The sequence below is a fragment of the Bacteroides sp. 4_1_36 genome (assembly GCF_003466325.1).
Lineage (GTDB): Bacteria > Bacteroidota > Bacteroidia > Bacteroidales > Bacteroidaceae > Bacteroides > Bacteroides uniformis.
The window spans coordinates 76,645-94,205 of sequence record NZ_QSOX01000009.1; the positions used below are offsets into that span (position 1 = coordinate 76,645).

At 46.8% G+C, this 17,561-nt stretch carries 13 protein-coding genes; 7 read left to right on the top strand and 6 right to left on the bottom strand.

Annotated features, from left to right (window positions below):
• Positions 1–59 precede the first annotated feature (59 nt).
• The 5 genes from DXD65_RS10450 to DXD65_RS10470 all read left to right on the top strand — a co-directional run bounded on the left by DXD65_RS10450 (position 60) and on the right by DXD65_RS10470 (position 4,707).
• Complete coding sequence (locus DXD65_RS10450) at positions 60–944, top strand: YicC/YloC family endoribonuclease (RefSeq protein WP_035449074.1); 885 nt, start codon at positions 60–62, stop codon at positions 942–944.
• A gap of 36 nt (positions 945–980) precedes the next feature.
• A complete protein-coding gene (gene gmk, locus DXD65_RS10455; RefSeq protein WP_005826973.1) occupies positions 981–1,544 on the top strand; it encodes a guanylate kinase in 564 nt (187 codons plus the stop codon).
• Positions 1,541–1,777, top strand: coding sequence for a hypothetical protein (locus tag DXD65_RS10460; protein WP_005826972.1), 237 nt, complete (start codon positions 1,541–1,543; stop codon positions 1,775–1,777). Before gmk ends, DXD65_RS10460 begins: the two co-directional genes overlap by 4 nt.
• Positions 1,778–1,799: 22 nt before the next feature.
• Entirely contained in the window at positions 1,800–2,369 is a 570-nt protein-coding gene (gene nadD, locus DXD65_RS10465) for a nicotinate (nicotinamide) nucleotide adenylyltransferase (RefSeq protein WP_008665167.1), read from the top strand.
• Between the two features lie 133 nt (positions 2,370–2,502).
• On the top strand, positions 2,503–4,707 hold the full coding sequence (locus DXD65_RS10470; RefSeq protein ID WP_117887613.1) for a beta-N-acetylglucosaminidase: 2,205 nt from the start codon (positions 2,503–2,505) through the stop codon (positions 4,705–4,707).
• A 95-nt stretch (positions 4,708–4,802) separates the two neighbouring features.
• Here the strand turns inward: DXD65_RS10470 and DXD65_RS10475 are convergent, their stop codons facing one another.
• The 3 genes from DXD65_RS10475 to DXD65_RS10495 form a co-directional block, all read right to left on the bottom strand.
• Complete coding sequence (locus DXD65_RS10475; protein ID WP_005826968.1) at positions 4,803–5,984, bottom strand: GTP-binding protein; 1,182 nt, start codon at positions 5,982–5,984, stop codon at positions 4,803–4,805.
• A 186-nt stretch (positions 5,985–6,170) separates the two neighbouring features.
• The gene (locus DXD65_RS10480; RefSeq protein WP_005826963.1) at positions 6,171–7,508 is read right to left on the bottom strand and encodes an NADP-specific glutamate dehydrogenase; all 1,338 of its coding nucleotides are present in this window, start codon (positions 7,506–7,508) and stop codon (positions 6,171–6,173) included.
• 363 nt (positions 7,509–7,871) lie between these two features.
• A complete protein-coding gene (locus tag DXD65_RS10495; RefSeq protein ID WP_005826960.1) occupies positions 7,872–10,160 on the bottom strand; it encodes an NADP-dependent malic enzyme in 2,289 nt (762 codons plus the stop codon).
• Positions 10,161–10,335: 175 nt separating this feature from the next.
• On the opposite strand from DXD65_RS10495, the gene DXD65_RS10500 reads away from it, so the two are divergent.
• Positions 10,336–12,840: a family 20 glycosylhydrolase gene (locus tag DXD65_RS10500; protein WP_117887614.1), complete on the top strand. Its 2,505-nt coding sequence runs from the start codon at positions 10,336–10,338 to the stop codon at positions 12,838–12,840.
• Positions 12,841–12,904: 64 nt separating this feature from the next.
• On the opposite strand, the gene DXD65_RS10505 is transcribed toward DXD65_RS10500, so the two are convergent.
• On the bottom strand, positions 12,905–14,185 hold the full coding sequence (locus DXD65_RS10505) for an O-acetylhomoserine aminocarboxypropyltransferase/cysteine synthase family protein (RefSeq protein WP_005826957.1): 1,281 nt from the start codon (positions 14,183–14,185) through the stop codon (positions 12,905–12,907).
• A gap of 137 nt (positions 14,186–14,322) precedes the next feature.
• On the opposite strand from DXD65_RS10505, the gene DXD65_RS10510 reads away from it, so the two are divergent.
• Positions 14,323–15,339 carry an N-acetylmuramoyl-L-alanine amidase gene (locus DXD65_RS10510; RefSeq protein ID WP_008665171.1) on the top strand — a complete coding sequence of 339 codons (1,017 nt, stop codon included), beginning with the start codon at positions 14,323–14,325 and terminating at the stop codon, positions 15,337–15,339.
• A gap of 6 nt (positions 15,340–15,345) precedes the next feature.
• Here the strand turns inward: DXD65_RS10510 and DXD65_RS10515 are convergent, their stop codons facing one another.
• Positions 15,346–16,242: a DMT family transporter gene (locus tag DXD65_RS10515; RefSeq protein WP_005826953.1), complete on the bottom strand. Its 897-nt coding sequence runs from the start codon at positions 16,240–16,242 to the stop codon at positions 15,346–15,348.
• A 342-nt stretch (positions 16,243–16,584) separates the two neighbouring features.
• Positions 16,585–17,442 (bottom strand): GyrI-like domain-containing protein, encoded by an 858-nt coding sequence (locus DXD65_RS10520; RefSeq protein ID WP_008665173.1) that lies wholly within the window; start codon positions 17,440–17,442, stop codon positions 16,585–16,587.
• Positions 17,443–17,561: the final 119 nt, after the last annotated feature.

Sequence of the window (17,561 nt, forward strand, 5' to 3'; positions counted from 1 at the left end):
TACGTGATTATTTTCACTAATTAAAATAATCGTGTAATTTTGCGCAAAACTATAACATTATGATACAATCTATGACAGGCTACGGCAAAGCAACCGTCGAACTGCCTGATAAGAAAATCAACGTTGAAATAAAGTCGCTCAATAGTAAGGCAATGGACCTATCTGCCCGCATTGCTCCGCTTTATCGTGAGAAGGAGATGGAAATCCGTAATGAAATATCACGGAAACTGGAGCGCGGAAAGGTGGATTTCAGCCTTTGGATAGAAAAGAAAGAGAGTGCGGAAAGCGCCACTCCCATCAACCAGACATTGGTTGAGGGATATTACAAGCAGATTTGTGCTATATCAGAAAATCTAGGAATACCTGTGCCGGATGCGATGGACTGGTTTGCCACGTTACTCCGTATGCCGGATGTGATGACGAAGAATGATACGCAGGAACTGAGTGAGGAGGAATGGGCTGTGGTCTATTCGGCTGTGGAAAAGGCTGTCGGTGCGCTGGTGGACTTCCGTAAGCAGGAAGGAGCTGCCCTTGAAAAGAAGTTCCGTGAGAAGATCGCCAATATCTCCCATTTGTTGGAGACTATCGCTCCCTACGAGAAAGAGCGTGTGGCCAAAGTGAAGGAGCGTATTACCGATGCACTGGAAAAGACCTTGAGCGTGGATTATGACAAGAACCGTCTGGAGCAGGAACTCATCTACTACATCGAAAAACTGGATGTGAACGAAGAGAAACAGCGTCTTGGCAATCATCTGAAATATTTTATCAATACGCTGGAAACCGGAACCGGACAAGGCAAGAAGTTAGGGTTCATCGCCCAGGAGATGGGACGCGAAATCAATACCTTGGGCAGTAAGTCCAATCATGCGGAGATGCAGAAGATTGTCGTTCAGATGAAAGATGAATTGGAGCAAATCAAGGAACAAGTATTGAACGTCATGTAGTATCAAATAGTAAATCGTCAAATCGTAAATAATTCGATGGCAAAACTTATCATATTTTCAGCCCCTTCGGGCTCTGGCAAGTCAACGATTATCAACTATCTGCTGACTCAAAATCTGAACTTGGCATTCTCCATCTCAGCGACCAGCCGCCCGCCCCGCGGAACGGAGAAAGATGGAGTGGAGTATTTCTTTCTGACTCCTGACGAGTTCCGTCGTCGCATAGCCAATGATGAATTCCTGGAGTATGAAGAGGTATATCAGGACCGTTTTTACGGAACACTGAAGGAGCAGGTGGAAAAGCAATTGGCTGCCGGACAGAATGTAGTGTTCGATGTGGATGTAGTGGGTGGTTGCAATATCAAGAAATTCTATGGTGAGCGTGCTTTGTCTGTTTTCATTCAGCCACCTTCAGTGGAGGAATTGCGCAAACGCTTGGTGGGGCGCGGAACAGATGCTCCCGAAGTGATAGAGAGCCGCGTGGCGAAAGCCGAATACGAACTGGGCTTTGCACCGAAGTTCGATACCGTGATTGTGAACGATGACCTGGAGACAGCCAAAGCGGAAGCATTGAAAGTAATCTCTCAATTCTTGAACGAATGAAACAACGTGGAGGAGTGTACAACCAGTTGGCACCGAGGAGGAAGAATAGCCCGAAGCTGAACAAGGCATTGCTAATTATTAATAGCGTTCTGTTCGTCTGCTCCCTTGTTGTGGGTGTATTGTATATACATCATGGCGAGCCTCGTTCCAGTATTTCAATGTTTCTTATCTCTGTAGTGACGATTTTCAATGCTTGGGCTGCCTGGCGTGCGTTGCAAAGACGTCCTTTGTAAGGTTGTATATGAATAAGAATAAATGAATATAGGAATCTTCAGCGGCTCGTTCAACCCGATACACATCGGACATTTGGCCCTCGCCAACTATCTTTGCGAATACGGGGACCTGGACGAAGTGTGGTTTATGGTCACCCCCCACAATCCGCTGAAGGAAGAAAACGATCTGATGGATGACAAGTTACGTTTGAAGCTGGTGCAGCTAGCCACTGAGGGTTATCCCAAGTTTCGCGCTTCCGATTTTGAATTCCATCTGCCTCGGCCTTCTTATACTGTTCATACGTTGGATGCGCTGAAACGGACTTATCCCCAACACACTTTCCATCTTGTCATTGGTTCGGACAACTGGAGGCTGTTCCACCGTTGGTACGAGTCGGAACGCATTATTGCCGAAAATCATCTTCTGGTTTATCCCCGTCCCGGCTATCCGGTAGAGGCCACCTTTTTACCGCAGAATGTGCGGACAGTTTCTTCTCCGGTATTCGAAATCAGCTCCACTTTTATCCGTCGGGCCATAGAGGAGGGAAAAGACGTACGCTACTTCCTGCATCCGGCTGTGTGCGATGAACTCAAACGGATGCAGAATAAATGAATCTTTAAACTGAAATAAATGTCTGTATTTGTACGTGTTTTCATATTTATTTCTTATTTTTGAACGTATCAACCTTGAATGCATGGAAGAGTTTTCTTAATACATAGATATTCCTTAATTTAATAATCCGCTTATGAGAAAAGAACTACTGTTACTGGGAGCATTCGGTATGCTGACGACAGCGACGCTTTGTGCGCAAGAGTTTCATTTGCAACCTACTCCCCAAGAATATATTACGCAAAAAGATTCTGTTGATATTCCCCGACAATACCAGATCCTTTCCGGCAATTCCGTGCAGGACGGACCTGCGTTGCCTTTACTCCGTTCATTGATGCCGGAAGAGGTGCTTGGCGCTTCTTTCCGTGTATATATAGGAGTGAAAGGAGATAAGATTATCAAGAAATACCAACATCGGATTCCACGCAAATTCGAAGGTTATTTCCTGAAAATAGAAAAAGACTGCATCGTCATAGCCGGTGCTGACGAACGGGGAGCGTACTATGGTGTACAGACTCTTGCGCAGTTGCTTGCTTTAGACAAGCTGCCTTTGGCTGAAGTGACGGACTATCCTGATGTTCCCTATCGGGGTGTGGTAGAAGGTTTTTACGGTGCTCCCTGGAGTCAGGAGGCGCGTATACGCCAGCTTGATTTTTATGGTCGGAACAAAATGAATGTCTATATCTATGGACCGAAAGACGATCCTTATCACCGGACTCCCAACTGGCGCAAGCCTTATCCTGCTCGAGAAGGAGAAGAGTTGAAAGTATTGGTGAATAGGGCGAAGGAGAACAATGTTATTTTCTATTGGGCCATTCATCCGGGTCAGGATATTCGCTGGAATGAAGAAGACCGCTCGTTATTGTTGCAGAAGTTCGAAAGCATGTACCAGTTGGGTGTGCGTGGTTTTGCCGTTTTCTTTGATGATATTTCGGGTGAGGGGACAAAGGCAGACAAGCAGGCTGAACTGTTGAACTATATTGACGACCATTTTGTAAAAGTCAAGCGGGATGTTGCACCATTGATATTGTGTCCCACAGAGTACAACAAGTCATGGACCGATGTGGAGGGAGGCTATCTCACTACGCTTGGTGATAAGTTGAACGAGGGTATCAAGGTGATGTGGACCGGTGATATGGTAGTTGCTACTATAGATAAGTCTACGCTGGACTTCGTCAATCCGCTGCTGAAACGTAAGGCGTACATTTGGTGGAATTTCCCCGTTTCGGATTATGTACAAGACCATTTGCTGCTAGGGCCGGTTTATGGAAACGGGCTTGATGTAAAAGATGATATGTCTGCTTTTGTTTCCAATCCGATGGAACATGCCGAGGCTTCCAAAATCTCTCTGTACAGTGTAGCTGATTATACTTGGAATATGGAGAATTATGATAGTGAAACTTCTTGGAAACATGCAGTCAGAGACCTTATGCCACTTCATGCCGAATATTTGGAAATCTTCGCTGCTCATAATTCCGACCCGGGACAGAATGGACATCGCTTCCGTCGTGAAGAGTCCGTTGCCATTCAGCCTGCTCTCTCTGCCTTGTTGAAAGCCTATCAAGAGAAAAACGAGATAGATGAAGATGCCTATCGGCAGGTAGCTGAGGAATGCCGGAAGATAATCGTTGCCGCTGATGGATTGCTTGCGTCGGGAAATGAGAATCGTCCGTTGATAACTGAAATAAGGCCTTGGCTCATTCAGTTCAAACAAGTGGGAGAGTATGGTGCGGAGGTGCTGAACATGATACGCCTGCGCCAGCAGAAGGATGCATTTATAGGTAGCTACGAACACGCCCGCGCCCTGCTGGTGCTGATGGGTGAGACGGATGCCCAATATAAAGCGGGCATAAAGAGCGGCAGCCTGCATCTGATGCCTACTTTCAATGCTTTGTTCGAAGCGGCGACAACGGGCTATAATGCAGCGTTCCATGCCGGGCTTGATACAAAGGCTGTTTATTCTCCCTACACGTTGAAGAGCGACGTGAATCAGTTGGCTTCGCTTCCTATTCAGCAGAAGGGAAAGGTGAATACAATTATTCCGTCCAATGAAGTCATCAACTGGCAGGCAGGCGGTGTGCTGACCATTTCGATGGATTATGCCCGCCAGTTGAGTTCGGTGCTTATTGATTTGGGAGATGCGGAGGTGGCTAATTCTAAGTTTAAACTGGAAGTAACTTCGGATGGTACAAACTGGCAGGCGGTGGATTTGAAACCGGGATACAGAACGCAGGTGAAGGCATCTCTCAAGGATTTGAGCGTTGCGAAGATGAGGCTGGTGAATGTATCCGACACAGAGCAGAAGGTGTATTTCAAAATGTTCCGTTTTACGGAGAATTGATATGGTTCTTGATTCTTAAAATAGAGTTACGCGTCTGGGACGATGCTCCCCGTTGTTCTTAAGATCGGAATGACGGGGAGCACTTTTTTAGGAAGTTATTCAAGGCATTTGTCCAAGTCGCGGATGATTTGCTCTTTATCCATATTTTGTCCGATGAATACTATCTTCAGCATGCGGTCGCCGTATTGCTCGTCCCAGTCTCTTAGCAATCCCGGTTCTTGGCGCATCAGTTCTATCATGTCTTCTTCGGGGGCGGTGGCATACCATTGTCCGGCTTCAGTTATTTTCTTCTGTATACCTGCTTGTTCAAAGAGGAAGGACATGTCGCGGTTGTGGCTGAAGTAGCAGACACCCTTGGCGCGGATAACGCTGCGGGGCCATTTGGTAGCGACATAGTGGTCGAACTTATGAATGTCGAATGCAGGACGGCGGTAGTAGACAAATGTGCCAATACCGTATTCTTCTACTTCACCTCCTTCGTGATGGTGGTGATGATGACCCTCTTCATGATGGTAATGCGCCTCTTTTTCCTCCTCTTCGCTTACTTGTTGCTCTATGCCACGAATCCATCCGGCGGAAGTTGCGGCACGTTCAAAGTTAAAGAGGTGGGTATGGATAATCTTATCCAGGTCTACATCTGCATAATTGCACTCTATAATTTGGGCACCGGGTTGCAAGGTGTGGATAATCTGCCTGATACGTTTTAATTCCTCGGGCTGTACTTCTGCTGCTTTGTTCAGCAGGATAATATTACAGAACTCAATTTGCTGAATGATGAGGTTTTCTATATCTTCCTCATCAATGCCTTTGCGTGTCAAATCATCTCCGCAAGAAAATTCACTTTGCAGACGTAAGGCGTCCACCACGGTGGTAATGCAGTCTAAGCGGCAAATACCGTATTTAGTATACGCTCCTCCCATATGAGGAATGGAGCAGAGTGTTTGGGCAATAGGCTCCGGTTCACAGATGCCACTCGCTTCAATCACGATGTAGTCGAAGCGTTGCATCTTCATGATTTCGAACATCTGCTCTATCAAGTCTGTCTTCAGCGTACAGCAGATACAGCCATTCTGTAGAGCTACCAGGCTGTCGTCTTTCTTTCCCACCACGCCACCTTTCTGTATAAGGTCTGCATCAATGTTCACTTCGCCTATGTCATTGACGATAACGGCAAACTTAATGCCACGTTTATTAGAAAGAATGTGATTTACCAACGTCGTTTTGCCACTGCCTAGATAACCGGTCAACAGCAGTACGGGGATTTCTATTGTATTCATAATCGTTTGGTTTGCTTCAATGATAATGGTCTTCTTTTATTAACTTCCGCAAAGTTATCTGATTTATGTGATAATGGATTGAAAAAAACAAAATTTTGTTTCTTCTATATTATTAAACAGAAAAAAGGTGAAAAGCTTTGAGCCCCTCACCTTTCTTCTGTTGTAGTTGTACTATGGCTTTAGTTCTTACAGAATCCCTTGCGCCATCATCGCCTTTGCCACCTTCATAAATCCGGCCACATTGGCACCCTTCACGTAATTTACATAACCGTCGGCTTCCGTACCATATTGCACGCAAGCTTCGTGAATGTTCTTCATGATGCTCTTCAATTTCTCGTCCACTTCCTCTGCACTCCAGCTCAACTTGATGGAGTTCTGAGTCATTTCGAGACCGGATACTGATACACCGCCGGCATTGGCTGCCTTACCCGGAGCATACAGAATCTTTGCATCTTGGAATACGCGGATTGCTTCAGGGGTAGAAGGCATGTTTGCACCTTCGGACACAGCCATGACACCATTAGCAATTAGTTTTTTGGCATCATCTCCATTTATTTCATTCTGAGTTGCAGAAGGCAGGGCGATGTCTGCCTTTTCACCCCAAGGACGTGCACCTTCTACGTACTTGACACCCGGATATTGTTCAGCATATTCGCGGATACGTCCACGATAGAGGTTTTTCAGCTCCATGATGTAATCCAACTTTTCGCGGTCAATGCCGTCCGGATCGTATACATAACCGTCAGAATCAGACATGGTCAATACCTTACCACCCAATTCCAATACTTTCTCGGCCGTATATTGAGCTACGTTACCGGAACCGGAAATCAGACAAGTTTTGCCTTTCAAGTCAGTACCCTTAGTCTTTAACATTTCCATCAGGAAGTAGATGTTACCGTAGCCGGTAGCTTCCGGACGAATCAGCGAACCGCCGAACTCACGGCCCTTACCGGTGAAAGTACCCGTAAATTCATGAGCCAGCTTCTTATACATACCGAACATGAAACCTACTTCGCGACCACCTACACCGATATCACCAGCAGGTACGTCTGTTTCAGGGCCGATATGACGCCATAACTCCAGCATGAAAGCCTGAACAAAACGCATGACCTCAGCATTTGACTTGCCGCGCGGAGAGAAGTCCGAACCGCCTTTACCGCCACCCATAGGCAGAGTTGTCAATGAGTTTTTAAATGTCTGCTCGAAAGCAAGGAATTTCAGGATGCTCAGGTTTACAGAAGCGTGGAAACGAACACCGCCTTTATAAGGGCCGATAGCGTTGTTGTGCTGCACACGATAGCCCATGTTGGTTTGTACGTTACCTTTATCGTCTACCCAAGTAACACGGAATTGGTAAACGCGATCGGGGATGCAAAGACGTTCAATCAGATTGGCTTTGTCAAACTCCGGATGCTTGTTATACTCTTCTTCAATCGTAGAAAGAACTTCTTCTACTGCTTGATGATACTCCGGTTCGTTGGGGAACCGTCTTTTCAGGTCTTCTAATACCTTAGCTGCATTCATAATCTATTTCTTTTATTGGTTGCTACTATATATTACCTAAAACAATTCGATTTTCGGTTTGTTTCCTTTTCCTCTCATTGCGGTTGCAAAAGTACACATAAAAATGAAACGAACAAACATTTTATAAAGAAAATGCGGTATAAAACAACAATTTTATTGTTTTATACCGCAAAATGGAATAAAAAGATATTATTTATCCTCTTTTTAGAGACTTTATGACGGGAATAAATACTAAAGCCGCCGAAATGGCAAGCGTTAGGATGATTGGACCGTCAATTCGTTCGACAGATATCAAAACAATGTAGCAAAGTGCTGCCCAAAGCAGCATAATGCAAACTATTTGGAATTTTGATAACGGTCGTTTCATTTGGCTGCTTTCTTTTTGTCTACGATAGCATCGATAACTGCCACTGCGGTGATATTCACGATATCTCGCACGGAGCTTTCAAAATCGGTGAAGTGGATAGGCTTGTTCAGCCCCATTTGGATAGGACCAATCAGTTCGGAGTCCGTATCCATCGCCTGCAGCAGCTTGTAAGCAGAGTTTGCAGAACTCAAGTTCGGGAAAATCAGTGTGTTTACGTCTTTTCCTTTCAAGCGCGTAAACGGATACTTGGCATCACGCATTTCGCGGTTCATGGCGAAATTCACCTGCATTTCTCCGTCAATGGCAAGGTCAGGATAGTTTTGTTGCATATAATCCACTGCTTCGTGTACACTTACCGGACTTCCTTCCTTATCCGCACCGAAGTTGGAGTAACTCAACATGGCCATTACCGGTGTATGATTGAAGAAGCGGACGGTATATTCCGACAGCTTGGCAATGTCAATCAGCGTTTCGGCATTGGGATGACGGTTAATCAGCGTATCTGCCAGGAAGTATGTGCCTTTCTTGGAGTTCAGAATATGCATGGTGCCGAAATGCTTGTATTCCGGACGGATGCCGATGACTTCCTTGGCAACCTTGATGGTATTGCTGTATTTGGTGTAAAGACCTGTGATGAAAGCGTCTGCTTCACCCGTCTCCACCATCATCATACCGAAGTAGTTACGTTCGAACATTTTGTCGTTGGCTTCTTCGTAAGTGGCTCCTTCGCGGGCACGTTTTTCAGATAGGATGCGGGCATAGCGTTCACGGCGCGGCGCTTCATCCGGATGACGCAGATTTACTATCTCGATACCTTCAAGGCTAAGGTCGAGTTCTTTTGCCAGCTTCTCGATGGCTTCGTCGTTGCCCAATATAATAGGATGGCAGATACCTTCAGCCTTGGCTTCCACAGCAGCTTTCAGCATATTGGGGTGGATGCCTTCGGCAAATACCACACGTTGTGGGTTGCGGCGGGCGGTGTCGTAGAGTTGGCGGGTCAGTTTGCTTTCGTAACCCATCAGCTCGCGCAGTTGCAGGCGGTAGGCATCCCAGTCTTCGATGTCTTTGCGAGCTACACCGCTTTCCATGGCAGCTTTGGCCACAGCGCAGGACACTTCGGTGATGAGGCGCGGGTCAACCGGTTTCGGGATGAAGTATTCGGGACCGAAGGTGAAGTTGTTTACATGGTATGCTTCATTCACAACATCGGGCACGGGCTGCTTGGCAAGGTTGGCAATGGCGTGCACGGCAGCAATTTTCATGGCTTCGTTGATGGCTTTTGCCTGCGTGTCGAGGGCGCCGCGGAAGATGTAGGGGAAACCGATTACATTATTAATCTGGTTAGGATAGTCGGAACGACCGGTGGACATCAGTACGTCCGGACGTGCTGCCATGGCGTCTTCGTAAGAGATTTCCGGAGTAGGGTTGGCAAGGGCAAACACGATGGGATGGTCTGCCATGCTGCGAACCATGTCCTGGGTCAACACATTACCTTTTGACAGTCCAAGGAATACATCGGCACCTTTGATGGCTTCTGCCAGTGTATGTACGTCGCGACGGTCGGTGGCAAAGTAACGTTTCTGCTCGGTCAGATTCTCGCGGTCGCTGGTGATGACTCCCTTACTGTCCAGCATCAGGATATTCTCACGGCGTGCACCGAGCGCTTCATACAGTTTGGTACATGAGGTGGCGGAAGCCCCGGCACCGTTTACGACGATTTTCACTTCCTCTATCTTCTTGCCTGCCACTTCCAGGGCGTTCAGCAATCCTGCGCTGGAGATGATGGCGGTGCCGTGCTGGTCGTCGTGCATCACGGGGATGTCCAATTCCTCTTTCAGGCGGCGTTCTATTTCGAAACATTCGGGTGCTTTGATGTCTTCCAAGTTGATACCTCCGAATGTTGGGGCAATAGCCTTGACAGCTTCGATGAACTTGTCGGGGTCTTTTTCATTTACTTCGATGTCGAATACGTCGATACCTGCATAAATTTTGAACAACAGACCTTTACCCTCCATGACGGGTTTGCCGCTGAGGGCGCCAATATCGCCCAGGCCGAGCACGGCGGTTCCGTTGGAGATGACAGCTACCAGATTGCCTTTTGCTGTATATTTATATGCATCTTGCGGGTTTTTCTCAATTTCGAGGCACGGTTCTGCAACGCCCGGAGAGTAGGCGAGAGAAAGATCGGTTTGTGTACTGTAAGGCTTGGTGGGTACTACTTCAATCTTACCCGGTTTGCCTTGCGAATGGTAGAGCAAGGCTGCTTCTTTGGTTATTTTAGCCATGGTAGAATAGTTAAATTGGTTATAATTTGGCTGCAAATGTAGGTATAAAAGTTCTAAATTGTAGCTCGCTGTCAATAAAATCTATTACTTTTATCAGTTAATTAGCTTAAAATGCTTATTTTTGGCATCAGATTTTAGAAATTACCCCCATTTATTAACTTAACACATGAGTTGCATGAGAATTTTGAAACTTCCTCTGGCAGGATTATTATTTTGTGTAATGGCACTATTTGCTGGATGTAAAACGAGTAATGAACCTAAGGCACCGGTTGCTCTGACCTGGGAAATGGGTGCAAGTGACATCGAACCCGGATATTATGAGAATACCTTTATTCTCAAGAATATCTCTCAAAAACCTCTAAAAAAGAACTGGACGATTTACTATTCACAGCTTCCCCGAGGGGTGAAGCAGGAAGGAGCCTCTGAAGTGAAGGTAGAGGTAGTGAACGGTAATTTTTTCAAAATGTATCCGACAGACGAATTTGCTCCGCTGGCTCCCGGTGATTCCATGCGGATCACTTTCCTTTGTACTTACAAGCTGGACCGGAACTCCCATGTACCGGAAGGAACTTATTGGGTGGAGACTGTGGATGGTAAAGAGGGCAGTCCGTTGCCCGTGGCTTTGAAGGCGCTGCCGCTTCCTTCTCCCGAGTCAATGAGCGGCTATCCGGATGCGACTAAGATTTATGAATCCAATCTTCGCTTGGCTGGTGCTCCTGCTTTGGTGCAGTCAGACATTCTTCCGTCTGTAAAGAAAGTGGTAGCCATTGAAGGCGATAATGTCGTATTGGAAGGTAAGGTAGCTTTGGCATTTCCGGAGAACTTTGCCGGTGAAGCCAAGTTGCTGAAAGAGAAACTGACTGGTTTGTATGGTTTGGAAGTTGTCGGAAATGCTTCCGTGAAGATTGTGCTGGAAGAACTGCTTGATAGGAAGGAGGCCGTAAATGATGAATATTATACTATCAATATAGGTGACAACCTGATAAAAATCAGTGCTGCCACTCCTCATGGCATTTTTAATGGTACACAGACACTTTTGTCAATGTTGAAGGGCAAGCAGACACCTTATTTGCTGGAGGCAGTCTCCATTCGGGATTATCCGGACTTGGCATATCGTGGACAAATGATAGATATTGCCCGTAATTTCACCGCTCCGGAGAACTTGAAGAAACTGGTGGATATTTTTGCATCTTATAAATTGAATGTCCTGCATTTCCATTTTTGTGATGATGAAGCCTGGCGTTTGGAGATTCCCGGTTTGGAGGAACTGACTGCTGTGGGTAGCCGTCGCGGGCATACCACTGACGAAAGCCAGTGCCTCTACCCATGTTATGACGGTGGCTATGACCCTGATGCAAAGACTGTAGGCAATGGATATTATAGCCGCGAGGAATTTATTGATTTGCTGAAGTATGCTGCCGAAAGACATGTCCGCATTGTTCCGGAAATAGAATCTCCGGGGCATGCCCGCGCTGCCATTGTCTCCATGAAGGCACGCTATAACAAATATTTTGAAACTGATCCGGGGAAAGCTACAGAATATATATTGAGTGAACCGGAAGATACTTCACGTTATGTTTCTGTACAATATTATACGGACAATGTGATGAATGTCGCCTTGCCTTCTACCTACCGTTTTATGGAGAAGGTGATTCAGGAACTTAATGCGATGTATCAGGAAGCTGGTCTTTCACTGTACACAGTGCATTTGGGTGGTGACGAAGTGCCTCGCGGTGTGTGGATGGGCTCCCCGAAATGCCAGGAACTGATGAAGGAAAAAGGCATGACGAAAGCTCATGATTTGTCGGAGTATTTCATTACGCAAATGGCGGATGTGATGCAGAAGAACGGACTGAAATTCAGTGGTTGGCAGGAAGTTGCTTTGGGGCATACTGAAGAGGCTCATCAACAGTTGAGGGGCCAGGCTGCCGGTGTGTATTGCTGGAATACTGTACCGGGCTCTGATGAAGTGGTTTATCAGACAGCCAATAACGGTTACCCGGTCATCCTTTGCAACGTGGGCAATTTCTATATGGATATGGCTTACAATGGTCATCCGGACGAGCGTGGACTCGATTGGGGAGGTTATGTGGATGAGTCTGTCTCTTTCTCTATGCTTCCTTTCAGCATTTATCGTTCGCTGCGTGTGGATATGGCAGGCAATCCCATTGATTTGAATAATGCGGAAAAGGGGAAGACTGCTTTGACAGAGATAGGCAAGAAGCATATTATGGGTGTACAAGGGCAATTGTTTGCCGAAACTATCCGTAGTTTTGATGGCGTGGAATATCTTCTTTTCCCAAAAATATTAGGGCTGGCAGAACGTGGCTGGAATGCTCATCCGGTATGGGAAAACCTGTCCGGCGTGCGGGAGCAGCAGGCTTTCAATCAGGCTTTGGCACTTTATTATGAGAAAATCAGCAAGAGTGAAATGCCTTATTGGGCAAAGAATGGGATTAACTTCCGCTTGCCTCAGCCGGGATTATTGGTAAAAGATGGAAATCTGTATGCTAATGTGGCCATTGATGGTGCTGAAGTACGTTACACAACTGATGGTTCGGAACCTACTGCCCAGTCAACCTTATGGAAAGAACCGGTGAAGTGTGGTTCCCTGGTAGTGAAAGCAAAGACCTTCTACCAAGGCAAGGAAAGTTTGACGATTATATTGAATGTTGAGTAATAGAGAATATTGAAATGAAAAGGGAGTGCATTGTCCGAAAATGCACTCCCTTTTGTTTATTCCTTTAGGCGTTCAGCGCTTGTTCGATGTCGGCAATAATATCCTCTGCATTCTCTATACCTACCGAGAAGCGAATCAGGTCGGGGCGTACACCTGCCTCCATCAGTTGCTCGTCTGTCAACTGGCGGTGTGTATGGCTGGCTGGGTGCAGCACGCAAGTACGTGCATCGGCCACATGAGTCACGATGGCTGCCAGTTTCAGTGAATCCATAAACTTGATAGACTCTTCCCGTCCGCCCTTCAAGCCGAAGGTGACAACGCCGCAAGAGCCGTTCGGCATGTACTTCTGTGCCTGCTCGTAGTATTTGTCGCCCGGCAGACCACAATAATTCACCCAAGCCACTTTGTCGTTCTGGGCAAGATACTCGGCTACCGCTTGTGCATTCTTGCAATGTTGGGGCATACGCAGGTGCAGTGTTTCCAGACCCAGGTTCAGTAGGAATGCGTTTTGTGGAGACTGGATGCTGCCCAGGTCGCGCATCAGTTGGGCTGTAGCCTTGGTGATGTAAGCCATTTTGCCGAAGGCTTTCGTATAAGTCAGTCCGTGGTAAGACTCGTCCGGTGTGCACAGTCCGGGGAATTTGTCGGCGTGTGCATCCCAATCGAAGTTACCGCTGTCTACAATGGCTCCACCTACGCTGGTGGCATGTCCGTCCATGTATTTGGTGGTAGAGTGTACTACGATGTCGGCACCCCACTCAAACGGGCGGCAGTTGATAGGGGTAGGGAAGGTGTTGTCCACAATCAAGGGCACGCCGTGGCTGTGGGCAATGCGGGCAAACTTCTCTATATCGAGCACTTCGAGCGTAGGGTTGGAGATGGTTTCGCCGAATAGGGCCTTGGTATTGGGGCGGAAAGCAGCGGAAATTTCTTCCTCGCTGGCATCCGGGTTGACGAAAGTGACGTCGATGCCCAATTTCTTCAAAGTTACTCCGAAGAGGTTGAATGTTCCGCCATAGATGGTAGAGGAGCAAACAAAATGGTCTCCTGCCTGGCAGATATTGAAAATGGCATAGAAGTTGGCTGCTTGTCCGCTGGATGTCAGCATAGCGGCCACACCACCTTCGAGGGCGGCAATCTTGGCGGCTACAGCATCGTTCGTAGGGTTCTGCAGGCGGGTATAGAAATAGCCGCTGTCTTCAAGGTCGAACAAGCGTGCCATCTGTTCGCTGGTATCATATTTGAAAGTTGTACTTTGATAGATGGGGAGTACACGGGGCTCGCCCTTTTTAGGAGTCCATCCGGCTTGTACGCACAGCGTCTCCGGCTTGAATTGCTTTGCCATAATGTTATCTGTTTTAAAAGTTTCTTATCTATTATCGCGTAAGTTGTCGCAAAAGTAGGGAAAAAATTATAATTTTGTGCTTAAGTATGGTAAAATGCTATAAATTAGCGGCTGGAAATTTGTAGCGAACCGAATAAATGATGAATAATTGGAATATGAAACGCATATTTTGTTTACTGACCATCCTCTTTTGTACTTTGTTTGCTTTTAATGCTTCGGCTCAGGAAGAGCGGGATAGTCCGAGACGTGGAGAAGGAATCTCTGTTTTCCTGGAACGTAACAAGCGCCCGGGGAGAGCCTATTATAAGGAGTTTTTGGAGCTGAACAAGAAACTTCTTAAAGGGAAGGAGGAATTGCGGCTGGGAGTGAAGTATGTACTGCCCCCATTATCAAAGCCGGTTGGCAATGGGAAGAAGACAATCAATGAACCTTTGTTCGGGAAAGCGCTTGCCAGTGTAAAAGTGACATCCAACCGTTTGCAGGGCGCTTGTTTTTATGTAGTGAGCGGGCATGGAGGCCCCGACCCCGGAGCTATCGGCAGAATCGGCAAAATAGAACTGCATGAAGATGAGTATGCGTATGATGTGGCTTTGCGCCTTGCCCGTAACTTGATGCAAGAGGGGGCGGAAGTCCGTATCATTATCCAGGATGCTAAAGACGGAATCCGTGATGACAAGTACCTTTCCAACAGCAAACGTGAGACGTGCATGGGAGCTCCCATACCCTTGAACCAAGTGGCACGTCTCCGGCAACGTTGCGCCAAAATCAATGAGTTTTACAAGAAGGACCGCAAGAACTATAAATATTGCCGTGCCATTTTTCTTCATGTGGACAGTCGCAGTAAGAGCCATCAGACCGATGTGTTCTTTTACCACTCTAAAAGCAAGCCCGACAGCAAGCGTCTGGCTAAGACCATGAAGAAAACTTTCGAATCGAAATATGACAAGCACCAGCCCAACCGTGGGTTTACCGGAACTGTCAGCGCACGCAATCTTTATGTGTTAGCCAATACTTCTCCCGCTTCCGTATTCGTGGAATTGGGAAATATCCAGAACACTTTTGACCAGCGCCGTTTTGTAATCAGTTCGAACCGCCAGGCCTTGGCCAAGTGGATGATGGAGGGTTTCATCACGGATTATAAAAAGGCGAAATAAGGACAATCAACTCTCACTCTCCTTTTTCTTTTCGTGTACCACCACGACTGTAACGGCCGTTATTATCAGCGCCATGCCGATGGCGCTGGCCGGTGTGAAGCTTTCATTGAATATCAGGCAACCGATAACTACGGCTGTCAGAGGTTCCAAGGCCCCGAAAATGGAAGTCAGTGTAGGCCCTATGTATTTAATGGCTTTTACCAGGGTGATGTTGGATATAGCTGTTGCCGGCAGCGCCAGTCCGAGAATATTCAGCCATGTGTGGGTATCATTGGCCAGCCGGATGCCTCCGGTCAGATATCCTCCTATAATAAAGAACAAGGCTCCCAGCCCCATTACGTAGCATGTCAATGCAGTGGAGGGAATCTGCACGGCACGGCTCTTCCTTACTCCTACGATATATCCTCCATAAAAGAATACGGACAGACCGGCAGCAATCAGCCCGATGGTCGTGTTTCCTCCTTCAAAGTCTATTTTGCCGGATGACAAAAGTCCAGCTCCGCTTAGTGACACCAACACGGCAAACAGAATGGCGAATGACCTCTTTTCTCCGAAAAAGCCCATCATGGCCAGTGCCACGGCCAGCGGATACATGAAATGAATGGTGGATGCCACTCCGCTGGCTATGTTCTGATAGGCGATGACCAGACTGAAGGAGGTAGCTGCCCGGAGCAGGCTGAGGATGAACACCGTTCCCCAGTCTTTCCTGCTGATGCGGAATGTCTCGCCCAGCATAATGCCGAAAACGACCAAGGCAAGTGAAGCTATTCCCCATCGGTAGGCCAATACTTCGAAAGAGGAGAAGCCCGCAAGGAGTAATGAAATGGTGAAAAAAGGAGCCAGCCCGAAGGTGGCAGAGGAGAGAGCCGCATATATAAACCCTTTTATGGAAACATTTTGCATCTTTTATCTTGATTTTAATGGAGATTTTAAAATTATCTGTTTGCGTCAATTGCTTGATTCGCATTGCGTCGTGCAAAATTAATGAATAAAAACAAGCATACAGACAAGGGAGTGTCCCTTTTTTACAATACAGTATAGATATGGGTATCTAATATAGTATCGACCGGCTTGCCTAATATTTATTCGTTCCATCATGAGGTAAAAATCATTCCACCGCGGAGTAAAAATCGTTCCACCATGGTGGAACGATTTTTACTCCATGGAGGAACGAATACTTGTTCGCTGCCCGGTTCCTAAACTCTTCCGGGGAGAAATCCTGATGGCTCCGGCAGAACAGTTTGCCTACTCTACCGGAATATAAATCTCTGTCAACAGTTCCTCCGGCGCCGTATCTGCGGGGTTGTTCAAGTAACGTTCCGCACTGGACTCATCCCGTAAGCTACATTCCATTTCGGGGATATACTTCCCGTAGATGGTATCGTATACGGCCTGCAGATGTTCGTATGGACCTTTGTATAGGAATATGGCATAGCGGCCTGCCGCGAGCTGTTTAAATCCTATGTCTCCTTTGGCCGTTGCAGATGAGGGTAGGACTATACATACATCGGTACGCAGCTTTTCAGCGGGCGTCACTTTGGGGTCATCGTGATAGATACAGTAGGGCATCACTTCTCCCATAGGCAGTTTTTCTTCCTGGATGAACTGGCAAAGGCGCATCCATGCGCTGCAATAGTCGTTCAGTTTATAGTCGCCAAAGAGGCGGATGTAAATCACATTTCTGGCAGGAACTTCTTTGATTTCGTGTTTCAGTTCCAGTTCCGGACGAATAATGGCTGGTTTCATAATTACAAAGTTTTTATTGTTACGGTATTCTAATGGTGAAATGCCGTAGAACTGCTTGAATACTTTCGACAGTGACGAAGGCGAAGAGTAGCCTATACGGTAGGCTATGTCCGCTATCGGCATGTCCGAGTAACGAAGCAACCGGGCAGCGGCTTCGGTACGCGTCCGGACAATGAACGTACCGACGGGTTCACCCAGGAAAGCTTTCATGATGCGGTGGAAGTAGAAGGGAGAGAAATGGGAAATCCTGGCCAAAGATTTCAGGTCAATTTCTTCTCCGAGGTGCAGATTTATATAATCCACTACTGCGTTCACACACTTTTGGTATTCCTCCTGGGTTGTCTTTTTCTGCTGCATGGCTCTATTGGGCTTTTTCATGTTGCAAAAATAGGAGGAAAAGAAATAGGTTACTTGTCCGATGTTGCTATAAATGCAATATCTTTAAATAAGATAAGCTATATCCCGGCACAACTTTT

What these genes read in the sequence shown, in the direction of transcription:
- gmk (WP_005826973.1), top strand. Translation starts at nt 981, where the DNA reads ATGGCAAAACTTATCATATTTTCAGCCCCTTCGGGCTCTGGCAAGTCA.
- DXD65_RS10475 (WP_005826968.1), bottom strand. Translation starts at nt 5,984, where the DNA reads ATGAATACAATAGAAATCCCCGTACTGCTGTTGACCGGTTATCTAGGC.
- DXD65_RS10480 (WP_005826963.1), bottom strand. Translation starts at nt 7,508, where the DNA reads ATGAATGCAGCTAAGGTATTAGAAGACCTGAAAAGACGGTTCCCCAAC.
- DXD65_RS10450 (WP_035449074.1), top strand. Translation starts at nt 60, where the DNA reads ATGATACAATCTATGACAGGCTACGGCAAAGCAACCGTCGAACTGCCT.
- DXD65_RS10460 (WP_005826972.1), top strand. Translation starts at nt 1,541, where the DNA reads ATGAAACAACGTGGAGGAGTGTACAACCAGTTGGCACCGAGGAGGAAG.
- DXD65_RS10495 (WP_005826960.1), bottom strand. Translation starts at nt 10,160, where the DNA reads ATGGCTAAAATAACCAAAGAAGCAGCCTTGCTCTACCATTCGCAAGGC.
- DXD65_RS10515 (WP_005826953.1), bottom strand. Translation starts at nt 16,242, where the DNA reads ATGCAAAATGTTTCCATAAAAGGGTTTATATATGCGGCTCTCTCCTCT.
- DXD65_RS10520 (WP_008665173.1), bottom strand. Translation starts at nt 17,442, where the DNA reads ATGCAGCAGAAAAAGACAACCCAGGAGGAATACCAAAAGTGTGTGAAC.
- nadD (WP_008665167.1), top strand. Translation starts at nt 1,800, where the DNA reads ATGAATATAGGAATCTTCAGCGGCTCGTTCAACCCGATACACATCGGA.
- DXD65_RS10510 (WP_008665171.1), top strand. Translation starts at nt 14,323, where the DNA reads ATGATGAATAATTGGAATATGAAACGCATATTTTGTTTACTGACCATC.
- DXD65_RS10500 (WP_117887614.1), top strand. Translation starts at nt 10,336, where the DNA reads ATGAGAATTTTGAAACTTCCTCTGGCAGGATTATTATTTTGTGTAATG.
- DXD65_RS10505 (WP_005826957.1), bottom strand. Translation starts at nt 14,185, where the DNA reads ATGGCAAAGCAATTCAAGCCGGAGACGCTGTGCGTACAAGCCGGATGG.
- DXD65_RS10470 (WP_117887613.1), top strand. Translation starts at nt 2,503, where the DNA reads ATGAGAAAAGAACTACTGTTACTGGGAGCATTCGGTATGCTGACGACA.